At 59.9% G+C, this 15721-nt stretch carries 6 protein-coding genes; all 6 read right to left on the bottom strand.

Going from position 1 to position 15721, the window contains the following annotated elements; genetic code table 11:
- Nucleotides 1-120: 120 nt before the first annotated feature.
- Complete coding sequence (locus PQQ86_RS26010) at nt 121-969, bottom strand: hypothetical protein (RefSeq protein ID WP_408273393.1); 849 nt, start codon at nt 967-969, stop codon at nt 121-123.
- Nucleotides 970-979: 10 nt separating this feature from the next.
- Nucleotides 980-2521: a hypothetical protein gene (locus PQQ86_RS26005; protein ID WP_408273391.1), complete on the bottom strand. Its 1542-nt coding sequence runs from the start codon at nt 2519-2521 to the stop codon at nt 980-982.
- A gap of 19 nt (nt 2522-2540) precedes the next feature.
- Nucleotides 2541-4007, bottom strand: coding sequence for an OmpA family protein (locus PQQ86_RS26000; RefSeq protein ID WP_408273389.1), 1467 nt, complete (start codon nt 4005-4007; stop codon nt 2541-2543).
- Nucleotides 4008-4846: 839 nt separating this feature from the next.
- Nucleotides 4847-5137 (bottom strand): hypothetical protein, encoded by a 291-nt coding sequence (locus PQQ86_RS25995; RefSeq protein WP_408273386.1) that lies wholly within the window; start codon nt 5135-5137, stop codon nt 4847-4849.
- Between the two features lie 184 nt (nt 5138-5321).
- A protein-coding gene (locus tag PQQ86_RS25990; RefSeq protein WP_200621592.1) for an IS3 family transposase occupies nt 5322-6457 on the bottom strand; the annotation gives its coding sequence in 2 pieces (ribosomal slippage) (nt 5322-6199 and nt 6199-6457; 1137 coding nt in all).
- Nucleotides 6458-7716: 1259 nt separating this feature from the next.
- On the bottom strand, nt 7717-15711 hold the full coding sequence (locus PQQ86_RS25985) for a beta strand repeat-containing protein (protein ID WP_408273383.1): 7995 nt from the start codon (nt 15709-15711) through the stop codon (nt 7717-7719).
- Nucleotides 15712-15721 lie beyond the last annotated feature (10 nt).

Below are 15721 nucleotides of genomic sequence, written 5' to 3'. Positions count from 1 at the left end.
CGAACGCGCCTAGATTGCCCATCCCCGCTTGCCACTGCAGTCCACCCGCACGTCGATTGGCGAACACGAGCGGCGCAACCCATATCAAAATAGAAGCGCCACATCCGCACCCATTCCCCCTCAATCACCAACCGCCCCAAGCAGCGCCGGTGCTCCAAACTCCTCAATCGACGCATTCGATCTCTGGAAATAAAGCGTCCAGAACTGCTTCAAAGCACTCATCGTCTGCGGATCACGATAAACATTCTTAACCTTCGCATCCCCAGCCAACAAACCCGCGCCAATCACATAAACCCGCGCCCCGCCGAAATCACCAATCAAACCCGCAGCCGACGCCTTCTTCATCTCCACCTGCGGATCAATCCGTCGAACCGCATTGTGTGAATAGAAACTCGATACCGAACTGTTCTCAAGCATATCCGACGCAAGCAGCACAACCTTATCGGACGCAGGCGAAGCCCGAACCTTGCCGCTGATATCCTTCAACGCCCCCAGAATGTCCGACTTCGCGAGATCATTCGTGGCCACCGACTCGACACGCACGATCGACGTAAGCAACGCCTTTTTCGCATACGCGGACTGCCCCGTCATACACGCATCGAAGCTACGCAACGCGCGTTCACTGATATCGTCCCGCAACTTCTCAGGTATCGGCGACTCGATGACGCCGCGCGTCACGACTTCCGTGTAGTGTCCTTGCGAAAAAGCCGAAAAATCGAACAGCGTATAAGCGCCTGCGGGCCTGATGGCCTTCCCGGCCATCTCCGCAATCTGGGCTTGCAACTTCTCGTCAAAAACCGTCGTCTGGTCAATGGCGATGAAAAGCTCGTGATCGGCGCCGCCTGCTGCCGGCTTGATGTGATTGGCGACGTAGCAGCTCGGAATATCGTTCGTGACGCCGGCTTGTGCCGACACGGCAATCGCGGCCAGACACGCTGCCGCGACTACGTGGGTGAGATGTTTGATCATTTGCGTCGCATCAGGCTTTGAAAAGATCATCGAGTTCGGACTCAAGCACGAGCTTTGCTTTCTCTGCACGCTCTTTACGAAGCTTGATCGCATTAACCACATCAGCTCGCACGGACTCATCGAGGCCGTATATCATTTCCTTCTTGCATGCCACGTCAGACTCGGCCTCGATCTTCGCGACTAGCGCGTCGATGGTCGCGGTCGTCGATACTTCGTCAGACGCTGCTGCCGGTGCCGCGACAACCTTCGCGGGCGTATCGGTCGCGACGCGTGCAGATATGGCTTGCTGTGCCGTCACCTGCGGCTCCGGCGTATCGACAGCCGTCGCCGCGGTTGTCGCGCGAACCAGACCGCTTTCCAGATCCGTGAAATTGCGATGCTCGAGCACGTAGTCCCTGAAGGTCTTCGAGAACGTCTTGCCCGAGATATCTGCGTTCTCAGCCATCCGCTTCTGAAGGTTCTCGAGCTGCGACTGCGCAATGGCCCGGAACGGCGCATAGTAATTGTTGTAGTCCTCGAATGTCTTGAAGCCTTTGGTCGTCTTCCATGCGTCGAGACTTTCACGGCCGCCGAAGCCCCACGCGAATCCACCAAAAATGCCCACGATCTGCGTGACCACAAAAATCACGGCCAGCGTGATGAAGGCCGCAGCACCTTCGCTTCGGGTCGACGACGATTCTTCTGCTTTCGCGCGGTCGTCCGCGGCTTTCTGGCTGGCGACGAGTTCGGCCGGCATCGAGTTGGCCGTCGCAAACGGATTGCCGGCGTCAGCGCCCTGGCTCACGCCCATCGCTTCACGCGTCTGTTCCGCGTTGAGGTTGCTCCAGCGCATCCACGTCGACGTTCCCGCGATCACGATAATGACCGCGACCGTCAATCCCACCATGAAATAGCTGTGACTCGTGCCGACGCGATTTGCAACCTGCGTGTAGTCGGGTTCGCCATCATCGACGGACTGGTCATCGTCGAGTTTGACCTTGCGGCTCGAAAAGCGCTCTTGCGATTTGTCCTGTTTCCATTGCTTCCGGCATCGCGCAACGAGACTCGAACGATAAAGCTGATGCCCCGCCACGTGCGTCAGAAATACCATGATCACGCACAGCACGAACACGATAGCCACCATCAACAAGGTATGCGTATTCGCGCTGCCATCGCGGGCCATCCAGCTACCGAGCAGATACGAAAAACCAAGACCCTCTGCTATCACCAGCACGGTCAGCAGCGTCAGAAGCCATAGTGGCGTCGGCGAGCGTCCGCTGTCGTCGGACTTCGCGAGATATTCGTTGCGTTTGCTGAACTCGGCTTTCGACAGGTAGGAGATGAACTTGTTGTAGTCGCCGCACAGCGTACGCTCGGAATCAGTCCATCCGTCCTTACCGTGAATGCCGTGGCGCGACAGACGCGCAGTCTTTCCGAGAACGGGGAACGTGTACTTCCACTGATTCAGCCAGAACTCGAGCGTCGAGCGAAAAGAAAATGCGCCGACTGCAAGCAGTACCACGACGACGCACCAGATAGCCGGGCCCAGGTTGGCCTGAATAAAATCCATCATGATCGTTATTACCCTCTTGTTAGGTGCGTGCGATGACCGGCACGTAATTCACCGTGAAATACTGACTGCTCTTGCGGCGAACGAGCTCACCGGATGTCGCCTTGCCGTCGGAGAAGATGATGTCGGCGCAGTCGAACACTCCGCTGTTGTTCACGAAGACCCGATACAAAACGCCGCCTTTCACCGCGTAGGCATTCACGTCGGGAGACAACGTCACTTGCGGCGAGCCGTTCGGGCCAGCGTTACGGTCGTAGTCTTTCCATACGAGCAGCGTCGGCTTTGCACCCGCAGTGGCGCCGCTGCGAAGGACAGAGACATCCTTAAGCGCGAGATACTGTCCGTTCAGCGCGGCGCCCCAACTGCTCCCATACAGATTCGGCAAGTGATCGCGCACGGGCACTCCCCGGTCATCGGCAACGGACTTCATCGCTCGCGAAACGCGCGGCCGGTCGTTCACGCAGCTCTTCGCCACCGGCGCCTCGTCGGCTACCGCAGAAGAGAGAAACGAGAGCGTCGAGGACGATGTAGGCGCAGCAGCAAACTGGAGGCCAAGCGTCGCGGGAAGCGCCTCATGCCAGCCGAAATCGATGCCGTCGGACGACGTGGAACGAACGGACGCCCCGGGCGTCGCAGGCGCGGAGTTCGATGCGGCGGCCGCGTTCGCCGAACCGGAGGCTGACGCCGCGGGAGCGGGCAAAGCTCCTGCCACAGCGCTCTCTGTCGCCGGGCGCTTCTTGGAAGCCGTTCGACGCGCCGCTTTGGCGGTCGCGCTGCCAGATGTTGCGGGCACCGTACCCGCCGCTACCTGATCGGACTGAGCGGTCACCGCCCGGTAGTACTGGTATTTCGGTACGCGGCTGCTTGCGTAGCTTTGCAGAATGTCGGGCCTGGCACCGCTGAGATCGACGATCTCGACTCGACGGTTGGCCGAGCGCCCCTGCTCCGTATGATTATCAGCAATCGGCAGCGTCTCCCCTGCGCCCTGGTAGAACACATTCTCCGGCGCAATGCCGTGGTCCGCGAACAGGCGCGCTACGGCTCGAGCACGGCGCTCTGACAGGTCTGCGTTCAGTTCTGAGCTGCCTGTGTCGTCTGTGTGGCCGATGAGCAGGATTTTGGTTTGAGCCGCGGCTGCTTTATCGACCGCGCTCGACGCCTCCGCCACGCGACTGGACGTGCGATATTGTTCGGCAATCTCAGCAAAGTAGATCGCCGCGTCTGGCGTCAATTCGGCCGATGCCGTTTCAAACTGGGTGTGTCGCGCGGTGTCGACGATCGCGAAGGAACTGCCGACCTGCTCGGTCTTGCCTGTATCCGGAGCACGCGCCTCGAGCGCGGTTGCCGTGTAGGTGAGGTTGTGCTTTGCGGCGATTTTGGACAATGCACAGCGTCGACTATCGACCGCATGTCCAATGAGGCCGCCAGCCAAGCCGCCTGCGGCGCCGGCGATGGCCGCGGCTGCAACCTTGTTTTTGTTGGCGATCACTGCACCTAGAACTGCACCAAGCCCCACCCCGACCGCGATACCAATGTTCCGGTTGCTGTTCGCGCATGGGTCAGGGTTTGCAAATGTGCTCTCGAACACATTCAAGTCCCCGGCTTTCTCCGGATCCGCGGGCGCTCCACTAGTCTGCTGGGACCCGCCAGGATTGGCACACCCGGACAATGCGAAAACGGTGATCGTGGCGAGCCAAAGCGGCCTCGCTTTTCCTATTCCTCTCACTGAGAAACCCCTCGGTCAAGTTATTTTTAATTGTGCTAACGCGTGCATCGGCCAAAGAAGCCCCGTGCCGCCGTCGAGACAAGCGCTCACATATCGATAACGGCAGAGGTTTGGTTAACTTTAGAGATATTTCTGGCTAGTTGACCTAGGGCAATTGCCATAGAGTTAGAGTGGTGGAGCCTCCTCCCGCTTCAAGCGTCCGTGGCCGATCCGCTTCCGCTGTTCGGTGTGATACGACCAGCAGTGGGCGGATATATCCGCGTCGATAGACCAATGTCTGCAAAGGCCGACCTGCGGACCTACCAAATCCCATTGGCTATGTCCCGCACGCTGCAAAATCGCACCAACGCAGCTTGGAGTGCCCTGCTCCACAATGCCTTGCCGAAGTTTGCGGCGATAACCGATGTTATCGCGGCTGGCACAGGACATTTGTAAATAGCTGCCGCTACGACATCTTGAAATGGCTATGACACTTCGCGCGAGTGGCAAATTATGTTATGTCAAGTCACAATTGCCAAACATGCGTCCGGCGATCTCCATTCGTTGGTTTGCAGAAAACTGTTCCCGGTTTTTGCAAAATCCAGTTCTGCACTATTACGGTTTCAAGGCCCGAGGGCGAGCTGGTGCACCATCAATATTGCAAAGCCAATTGCAAGCGACCAACGCATCCATTTAAACCCGTTGGCTTCGATTCTTTCACGAATCGCGAAGGCTCGAGCGTCTCGTGCCCCAAGCTGCTTTATTTCAAGAGCTGCCATGCCTATGATCACCCCAAGCCATGCAACCATGCGAAATTCATCAGCGGCTGCATACCAGAGAAAAATGCAGCCTCCCACGATCTGAATTGCATGAAGACCGTACATGAACACTTCTTGTTTTGATTGACGAGTCACTTCTAGGTCTTCTTTTGCGATTTAGTGGAAGTTGCGGTGGCAACTCTATAGCACGGCCGTTTTATCCGGTTGCCAAAGTTTTTATGAGTTTTTTCGATTAAAAGTAACACATTTTTGCATGTCACGCGACAAAGATAGCGGTCTGTAGTGGTCAAGCAATCCTGGACACCGGCAAAGGGTATTTTTAAAAAGTCGAAGCTTCGTACCGCATCGGCGGCATCCTGTCTGTTGCCGAATGGATCCGACGGCAGTTGTAAAAGTCGTCAATATAGGCCTCGATGTCGCGCTCGGCATCGGCGTGATCGAGGTACCCCTTTGGATTGAGCCATTCGCTTTTCAGGCTTCTAAAGAAGCGCTCCACGACCGCGTTATCCCAGCAGTTTCCCTTTCTGCTCATGCTCTGCACCATGCCGTTGGCCTTCAGGTCTTCAACAAAGTACGCACTGGTGTACTGACAGCCCTGGTCGGAATGGAACATCACACCGTGCGATGCCCGCCGTCTGGCCCGAGCCTGCCGGATGGCCCGGATCACCAGCTCCGTGTCGGCCTGCAGCGCAAACGCCCAGCCGATAATGCGGCGCGAATGCAGGTCCATCACGATGGCCAGATACGACCAGCCCTGACGCGTGCTCACGTACGTAATGTCTCCAGCCCAGACCTGATTGGGTCTGTCCTGCTCAAAGTTGCGATCCAGCAGATTCGGTGCAACCAGCGCCTCACCATTGGCCTTGCTGTAACGATGCGTACGCTGCCGCGTTACTTTCAACTGCGCTTCGCGCATCAGCGAACGTGTGCAGTGACGGCCTATGTCGTGGCCGCGCTGGCGCAACGCCTGCGACATCCTGCGGCTGCCGTAGCTGCCGCGGGTTTCCCGATGAATCTCGCGCGCAGCCGTCAGTAGCGCTGTTGGCGAACGACGCGCCACTGGGCGCCGCGCGAGCGCGTAGTAGCTGCTACGGGCAACGCCTGCCACCCTGCACATCACGCTTACCGGCCAGGCCTTCTTCAGCGAATGGATTACTTCGGGAAGCGATCCATTTCCTTGACGAAGAAGGCCGTAGACTTTTTTAGAATGTCGCGTTCCCTCTCAAGATCGGCCACCCGCGCTTCCAGTTCGCGGATGCGACGCGCGTCTCCTTCGAGCTGCAAGGGCGTACGCGCTGGCTTTGCCTGCTCGGCACGCCATTGCGCTACCCAGCGGCGCAGCGCCGTATCGCCCACGCCCATTGCTTCACAGGCCTGGGAAAACGAATAGCCCTTGCTGACCACCAGTTGTACCGCTTCTGCCTTGAATTCTTCGGGTATGTTCCGTCTGCTCATTTCTCACCTCGTTTGGAGAATTATCCCCTTTAGAGGTGTCCATAGTCATTGGACCACTACAGTCGGCATAGTCCGACACCAGAGTGTGTGGAAAGAATACTTAGCGCAATAGCGCCGTTTTTGACCATTGCGGTACTGACGATCGACGACTGTTTGGAGAAACAGTGACTGCCGCAGCAGTGGCCCCCTTCGGACTACGGGCCGAGCGGGAACGGATTTGCCCAAATCAATGTTGCGTAATATTGTTTCTCCGTGCTGCGACGGACCGACAGATTCCGCGACTAGGGTGCCGGCGACCACGGTGCGCCAGTTCACAGGCTTCGGCCTGAAATTGGCGCGGAGGATGGTGCTTGAGGCTGACTCTGTGATGATCGCCCTTTTTCGATCCACCCGCTCCTTTGCATTCACCGATGAGAAAGTAGAATTCGGGAGCCAGTGCATGCCAGTCAGGGTGGCCATAGAGGCACGTTGATCATTCTCGGCGCAACTTCGTAATTTACGCCCTGCCACATGAAAGAGCGAAACCCAACCACGATACAAACTAGGAATACGACTAGAGCAGTTGCAAGAAGAATCTTGGTTGCGCGTCCCATGTTGGTTTTCTCTCATTCGCGTTGCATTTTCGAACTTTGGCATGCAAGTTTCAATTCATCTATATCGGCAGGACTGATTGCCTGCGGCTTTATCGGCGCTGTCGAATGACACAAACTGCGCCAACAGTACGCGCGTAACTTCACCTCGTAAAGCGACCGAGCAAACTCCAACTAGTGACCGTGACCTGCGGCCGACCCCTTGCACCGATCCGCCTAGGGCGGTACATGAACCACTGTTCGGCATCCTGATTTGACGTTGATTGCCAGTACATTTCACATACAGTTAAAATTCTTCCATCTCATCCAATCAGCTTTGGCGTCCAATGAATAAGAAAATCCGCCTACGAGTTGCGTTGATTATTTCGGCCGTTGCGATTTACCGGGCATTCACGTACGTTCAGCACATTCAGACTGGCTGCGTCCCGCTCGGCGATCACCAACGCTGCAGCTTTGAAAACACGGCGAATTTCGAGGGGCTGCTGAACCTCGATCTGCTTTTCACGTGTGGCTGGGTCGCGGCCGCAGCGTTGTGTTGGATCGCCTTCGCAAAACGCGACAAGAAACTTCGCTAGTCCGTCGATACACCACTGCGGTGCACATCGCTCATTACGCCTGCGTCGCGAGTGCCGTCTTGCGACGATACCCGCCGGGCCATCGCCACCCGTGTTACGAATGCCAACTGCTGCTCACGGCCGCCAACACGGTTGGATCCGTGATTGCCGGATTGCCTGTTAGAGTCGGATCGAAGCCCGGATTCGCGCTACTGAAAGTCGCCATCGCCTGCACGAGCTGGCCGATCTGCGCGTTGTCGAGCGTCAGCGCGCCGGCCGATCCTTCGTTGACCGTCAACGCGCTCAACTGGTTGTACGAATTGCTGAACCAGCCCTGGATGGTCGCCTCGGTCATTGAGCCCATGATGTCGACTCGCAGATCGTTGCCGACTTGCTGCAGCCAGATGTTGTCCGGATTCGTGTCGCCTATCGACAGATCGCCGGCCGGCGTGGTGCTGTAACCCTGCAAGCCGTTGACAACCGTAAGCGCGCCGTATCCCGGATCGAGCACGTATGTGTCGGACCCAGCATCGCCGTAGACCGTGTCGGTGCCGCCCTTGGCGTCGATCAGGTCGTTGCCGGTCGATCCATATAGCGTATCCGCCCCGGAAGTGCCGGTCATCGCCATCTGCAGCAACTGCGCGCCGGTCCACGTGGTGCCGTCTGCGAACTGCACCTGCTGAACGCCGTACGCAGGCGACGCCACAGCGTAATCCAGTGTGATCTGATCGCCGGTCACGCCGTCGGTCAGCACCATGCCGTAAGAGGGATTCTCGCTGACCTTGACGTCGGACTCGCTGATGGCCGCCCCCAGTCGCAGCACGTTGGTCGAGGTGCCTGGCTCGGCTTCGATGATCTCCAGATGTCCATACCCCGGGTTGAACACGAAGGTGTCACCGCCGCCACCGCCGGTGACGACGTCGTTGCCGCCGAGTCCGTCGATCAGATCCGCGCCCGAGCCGCGCGTGAGCGTATCATCGCCTGTAGTCGCCGGCGTATTCAGCGTCATCTGCTGCAACTGCGCAGCCGACAGCGTCGTGCCGTCGGCGAACTGCACCTGCTGTACACCGTAGTAGCTGCCGTAGCTCTGATAGTCGAGCAGGATCCGGTCACCTGCAATGCCGTCGGTCAGCGTGTAGCCTCCGCTGCTGTTGAGCGCCACACGCAACGAGGATTCGTCGATCCCCGCGCCGAGCCGCAGCACATCCGTCGCGCCGTAAAACTCGAACTCGGATATCTCCAGTTGCCCGTAACCGGCGTTGAAGATGAACGTGTCACCGCCACCTCCGCCGCTAATGGTGTCGTTGCCGCCCGCGCCGTCGAACAGTTCAGGCGCGGACGTGCCGGTCATCGAGTCGTTGCCGGATGTGCCGAGAAAGCCCGTGGCCTTACTTGCCAGCGTCTGTGCGGACCAGCTTGTGCCGTCCGCGAACTGCACCGTCTGCACGCCATAGTTGGCGCCATTGCGCTGATTGTCGAGCGTAATCCGGTCGCCGCTGATGCCATCGGTCAACACGTACCCGCTGCTGGTCAACGATACGACCAGCGACGACGCACTGATTCCCGCGCCGAGTTGCAGCATCGCCTTCGATCCGGTGTAGTCGTATTCGGAGATCTCCAGCTGGCCGTAACCGGCAGCGAACACAAAGGTATCCGCACCGCCATCGCCGTATTCATAGTCGTTGCCGCCTTTACCGTCGAAGGTGTCCGCGCCGGTCGTGCCGAACAGTGCATCGTCGCCGGCCGACGGCGGCACGGACTCGGCCATCTGCACCAGTTGCGCACCGGTCCACGTCGTGCCGTCGGCGAATTGTACGGAGCCCACGCCGTAAAGGGTGTTCTCCAGCTGCAAATCCACCTGGATCTGGTCGCCCGTCACACCGTCTGTCAGCAGGATATCGCCGGCCCGGTCGGCAGTCACGGTGACCGACAACGCGCTGATCCCGGCGCCGAGTCGAAGGACGTCCTCCCCGAAACCCTCGTTCACTTCGTTGATCTCCAGATGCCCGTAGCCCGTATTGAAGACGAACGTGTCCTGCGGACCCTGCGAGGAGATCGAGTCGTTGCCGCCCTTGCCGTCGAACACCACCGCTTGGGAGCCGCCATAGATCGTATCGTTGCCGGTCGTACCTATGGCGGCGAATTGCAGCAGTTGCTGACGGGTCCACGTCGTGCCGTCAGCGAACGTTACCTCGCCGACACCTTTTTCCCCGAGGTTCACGTTCTGCAGCATCGAATCGAGCTGGATGCGGTCGCCCGTGATGCCGTCGGTCAGCATCAGGTCGCCGTAGATGTCGGTGCTCGCCTTCAGCGAGGCCGCCGTGATGCCGGCACCCAGCTGCAACGTGGCCGCGCCGGTCGAGAAGATCGATTCATTGATTTCGAGGCTGCCGTAGCCGGCATCGAACACGAAGGTATCCGCGCCGCCGTTGCCCAGCTCGAAATCGTCGCCGCCCTTCCCGTCGAACAGTTCCGCGCCCGGGCCGCCGTACAGCGAATCGCTGCCGGTGGTCGAGACGAGCGACGCATTGATCATTTGCTGCAACGACAGTGTCGCGCCGTCGTCGAACTGCACCTGCTGCACGCCGTAGTACCCCGACGGTGACAGTACGTTGTCGAGCGTAATCTGATCACCGCTGATGCCATCCGTCAGAATCAGATTGCCGCCGTCCGGCGCGGCCCGAACCGTCAAAGCGGATGACGTGATGCCGTCGAGCAGCAACACGTTGTCGCGAGCCGGATTCGTGTCCTCTTCCAGGATCTCAAGGTGCCCGTATCCTGCGTCGAACACGAAAGTGTCGTTGCCCCCGCCGCCGGAAATGTAGTCGTTGCCGCCCTTGCCGTCCAACATGTCCGCGCCGCTCGACCCGTACAGCGAGTCGTTGCCGGGAGTACCGGCCACCGTCGCAAGCGCGATCATGTCGGCGCGTGTCCATACCGTACCGTCGGCGAACTGCACCTGCTGGACACCATCGGTGGCGTTGCCAAGTTCGCTCGCTAGCGTGATCTGATCTCCCGTCGCGCCGTCGGCCAGCACCAGGTCATCGCCGTTGCCTCGCACCGTCACCGACGCGGTGCTGATTCCTGCACCCAGCTGCAACACGGTGGTGTCGGTCGCCGCGCCGAACTCGATGATATCCAGCTTCCCGTAGCCGGTGTGATAGATGAACGTGTCGTTTCCGCCCGAGCCAAATACGGTGTCGTTGCCGCCTTTGCCATCAAACAGGTCTGCACCACTGGTGCCCCACAGCATGTCGTTGCCTGCTGTGCCGGTGGTTGCGAGGTGCAGGAGCTGCTGGCGCGTCAGAGTGGTGCCATCGGTGAACTGCACCGTCTGCACGCCGTCATAGGTACTGCCCAGCATGCCGTCGATCTGGATCTGATCACCGTTCACGCCGTCGGTCAGTAGGAGGTTATTACCCGACTCCTGAACCGACATCGAGGCCGCAGTGATGCCGGCGCCGAATTCGAGCAAGTTGGCTGGCGTGCCGGCCTGGGAGTATTCGTGGATTTCCAGATGGCCATAACCGGCGTTAAACACGAACGTATCGTTGTCGCCCGTGCCGGACTCATAGTCGTTACCGCCCTTGCCGTCGAACAGGTTCGCGTCGGAGCTGCCGCCGTACAATGAATCGGCACCCGTGGTCCCGATGGTTTCCATCCGGATCAGTTGCGCACCCGTCCACGTCGTGGCATCGGCGAATTTCACGAGCTGCACGCCGTCGTTCGGCCAGGTCAGGCCCCAGTCCACCGTGATCTCGTCGCCGGCAATGCCGTCGGTGATCTTGAGATTGAAGCCGTCGGACTGCACGCGAATTGCCGATTCGTTGATGCCCGCGCCGAGTTGCAGTACGTCCTGCGGATTGCCGGGGAAGTCGCTTTCTTCGATTTCGAGTGCGCCGTAACCGGCGTTGAATACGAACGTATCGGGGCCGCCAATGCTGATCTCGACATCGTTGCCACCCTTGCCGTCGAACAGGTCCGGGCCGGTAGTACCGTACAGCGTATCCGAGCCGGTGGTGCCGGTGGTTTCCGCCTGGATCAGCTGTGCGCGCGTCCAGACAGTGCCGTCGGCGAATTCGACCGCTTGCACGCCGAAGCTCGGATCATCCAGCGCGCGGTCGATCGTGATCTGATCGCCGCCGACGCCGTCGGTCAGCACTAGGCTGTGCCCTTGCGAGCGCACGACGAGCGATGCTGCGCTGATCCCGGCGCCGAGTTTCAGCACGCTGTCGGCATTGACGTGGAAATACGACTGGTTGATCTCCAGCTCGCCGTAGCCGGCATTGAAGACGAAGGTATCGTTGCCGCCGTTGCCGATCTCGAGGTCGTTGCCGCCCTTGCCGTCGAACACGTCGGCTCCGGTCGAGCCGGTCAGCGTATCCGCCCCCATCGTGCCGGTGGTTTCCGCCCGGATCAGTTGCTGGCTCGTCAACGTCGTGCCGTCGGCGAACTGCACGGATTGCACGCCGAAGTACGAACCGCTCAGCGCCGAATCAACCGTGACCTGGTCGCCAGAGAAGCCATCGGTCAGCACCAGATTATTCCCCTGCGCTTGCACGACAAGCGTCGCTTCGGTGATGCCGGCCCCGAATTCGAGCACACTGCCCGGGCCGGAGCTGAAGTTCGTTTCGGCGATTTCAAGCTTGCCGTAGCCGGCATTGAAAACGAAGGTGTCGCCTCCACCATTGCCGACTTCGAGATCGTTGCCACCCTTGCCGTCGAACAAATCCGCGCCAGGCGTACCGTACAGCGTATCGGCGCCGCTCGTGCCCGTCGTTTCCTGAAGGATCAGTTGCTGGCGTGTCAGGATGGTTCCGTCGGCGAACTGGACAGCTTGCACGCCGTAGCCGGCCCCCTCCATTGTGTTATCGAGCGTAATTTGGTCGCCGCTGACGCCGTCGGTCAGGACGAGTGCATTGCCGGACGTCCGAACCACGAGCGAAGCTGCGTCGATCCCGGCGCCGAGCTGCAGCAGGTTTGCCGCGCTAAAGACAAAGTCCTCTTCTTCGATTTCCAATGCGCCGTAGCCGGCGTTGAAAACGAATGTATCGTTGCCGCCGCCGCCCGACTCGTAATCGCGACCACCCTTTCCGTCGAACAGGTTCGCGGCGGCGGTGCCGTATAGTGAATCCGCCCCGGTTGTCCCCGTTGTCTCGATCTGCATCAACTGGTTGCGTGTCAGGACCGTACCGTCGGCGAACTGGATCTGCTGCACGCCCTGGCTGCCGTTCGTGAACATGCCATCGAGCTGGATGCGGTCGCCAGTGGTGCCGTCGATCAGCACGAGGTCGCCGAGGCTATCGATCTGGACCTTTAACGATGACGCCGTGATACCCGCACCCAGGCTGAGCACGTTCGTCGCGCTGCCCGCTTCGACTTCGTTGATTTCGAGCGCGCCGTAGCCCTGATTGAATACGAACGTGTCGCCCGCGCCGCCGCCCAGCTCGATATCGTTGCCGCCCTTGCCATCGAAATGCTCGGCCGCAGTCGAGCCGTACAGCACATCGGCCCCCGTACTGGCATGCTGCAGTTCCAGAGCGATCAGGTCGTTGACTGTCCACGTCGTCCCGTCAGCGAACACGATCTCCTGCACGCTCTGCGCGGCGCTTGCCAGCATGCCATCCAGCTTAACGTGATCGCCGGATGAACCGATCGTCAGGATTGCGTCGCCAGTTACGTTCGAGGTGACCTCAATCTGGTCGGGCTTTATGCCCGCGCCGAGTTGCAACACGTTGTGAGGATTCGTCGATGTATCGGTTTCGTCGATCTCCAGCGTACCGTAGCCGGCGTCGAACACGAAGGTGTCGTTGCCGCCCAGACCGACCTCATAGACGTTGCCTGCTCCTCCGTTAATCAGGTCGGCACCGGTGGTACCGGCCAGTTGCGTGGCACCCTGCGCAGCCGCCGACAGTGCAATAATTTCGCTACGTGACCATTGCGTACCATCTGCGAACGTGATGATTTCGACACCGCATATGGCGGTGCCCTGCATACCGTCGAGCCTGATCGTCGAACCGTCTGCGAGCGTCAGCACGACGTCGCCGTTTTGCGCGGAGACTTGGACATTGGCTGCGGTAATGCCCGCGTCAAATTGCAGCGTGTTGGTTGCCAAGCGAGCGAACCCGTCGGCTTCGTTGATTTCCAACGACCCGTCGCCGAGCCGGTACACGAACGTATCGTGCTGCGCGGAAGGATCGTTGTAGGTTTCTCCGCCGCCGTTTCCGACCATCAGAGAGACGCCCTGCCCGGCGTAGAACGTGTCATTGATCGTCGTGCCGGTCTCGATTAGGTGGCCATTGGCGTCAACGCTCACGGCCAGGTTGGACGCGATCACATTAGCGAGCGACGCGATCGTATTGCTGCTCTGTTCCGCCACGACCACTTCAAAGTCTGCGATCGACATACCAGTCTCTAGCCGGTACGCGTCAGCGACCCGTAATTCCGTTTCCCACAACGCCGCATTTGCCGCGGTGAGATCGCCGAGCCTTGCAAACGCGGACTGGATCGCATCGAAGCCCTGTGCCGAAACCACGGTGCCTTCCTGATACGAGAACTCCGGCACAAGCGTCGCCAGCGACGGGGATTGGAGCACCAGTTGCGCAAAGACGGACGAATACAGTTCGTTCCATGCAGCTTTGACGTCGGGCCCGGCGTGGTAAATCGGATTCGCGCCGGACGTCGGGTTACTGTATTTCTCGCCGAGATAAGTCTCGACGAATTCGAGTTGCCGCGCGTCGACATTGGGGCCGCGCGCGCTCGACAAGACGTTTTCGTCGCCTGCCCATTCATACATGATCGATTGCACGTCCGCGGTCAGCATTGCCGCGGCGGTCGTCGCGGGCAGCGCGGCGAAACTCTGCACCAGCGCAGCGAGCACCGGATCGCCCATCATCGCGGTCTGCAGAGCTTGCAACGTGCCACTGCCTGCGATCTCCGGCAGTGCGACGATGGCCGGCGAGATGGCGATGCTGGTGTCCGACACAGTGTTCATCGGGTTCTGCGCAAGCGTCACCGACGCGACCTCGCGCGTCGAGCCGTCCGCCAGTGTGTAGCTAGCGGTCGCCGTCACGGTGTCGTCGCCGATCGTCTGGCTGGTTGCGAGCGCGGCCAGGCTGATCGACGTGATGCCGAGCTGGGCCAGTGTCATCAACTGGCCGCTGCCGGCTGCGTTGCCGGTAGCGCCGTCCGCCACCCAGACGCGCAGTTCGCGGTAGAGCGGATTCGACGCGTCGATGGTCTGCACGTTGCCGGCCAACGCCTGCAGTTGTGCGAACGACTCGATCATTTGCGTGCCGTTGGTGATCGCACTGCCGTCTGGGTCGAAACACAGGATGCCGGTGCCCGCACCGACCCACGAAGTTTGCTGCGCGAAGCCGTCGTTGCTGAAATCGAAGTAAGTCGACGAGCCTGACAATGCCGTCAGGTTCAGGCCGTTGCCGCTCAGGTCCAGCAAGACCGGATCGACTTCCCGCCGGGCCAGACCGAGGTCCCGCTCGGCGGTAGCGCCCGCGCTGCCGCCCGGCGGGTCATCATCATCGTCGTTGTGGTGCTTGACCCACTTGTAGATGCTGTTCACAACTCCGGCTAGATTCGGCCAGTCTGGCGATGCGGCGTACGTCATCATCGCGCCGATCGCCGACAAAGGCAGACCGATTTCAGGCGCCCCCGAGAAGGTCAGCACGGCACCCACGAGCGAAATGAGCCGCCCCTCTGACGCGACCATACCGTTGATGTCCGCGGCCGTCGGCGAAGCTGGCGCACCACCCGGGTCTAGCCCGCCATTGGACTCCGTGCTAGTTGTCGTGTAGGCGCTGAAGACGCGAGTCAAAGCCTGGTTTGTCGACCCACTATCGTTCTGATAGTCGTTGTATGCCTGATTCGCCGCCTGAACGTAGACATCGGTGGTGCCAGCGAGACTCGCGGCGGTCGAGCCCGCGTCGAGCGGGACGCTGCCTAAGTCCGACGCAAGCTGCTCGACGTCCTGCAGTTCGGCGCCTAGATCCTGCGGCACGCTGCCTGCAGCCGCGCTCGGGTCAGTCTCGTCCGTCACCATCTTGCCCACGTCTTCGATCAGGGCGCTGACGTCGTTAACCAAAATCTCTTGCATCGCTTCACTG

This window comes from Paraburkholderia sediminicola (assembly GCF_046026675.1).
GTDB lineage: Bacteria > Pseudomonadota > Gammaproteobacteria > Burkholderiales > Burkholderiaceae > Paraburkholderia > Paraburkholderia sediminicola_F.
This window is presented reverse-complemented; position numbering and strand designations above follow the sequence as displayed.

Excerpts from the sequence above, each read along its gene's own strand:
- PQQ86_RS26005 (WP_408273391.1), bottom strand. The coding sequence starts at position 2,521 with ATGATGGATTTTATTCAGGCCAACCTGGGCCCGGCTATCTGGTGCGTC.
- PQQ86_RS26010 (WP_408273393.1), bottom strand. The coding sequence starts at position 969 with ATGATCAAACATCTCACCCACGTAGTCGCGGCAGCGTGTCTGGCCGCG.
- PQQ86_RS25985 (WP_408273383.1), bottom strand. The coding sequence starts at position 15,711 with ATGCAAGAGATTTTGGTTAACGACGTCAGCGCCCTGATCGAAGACGTG.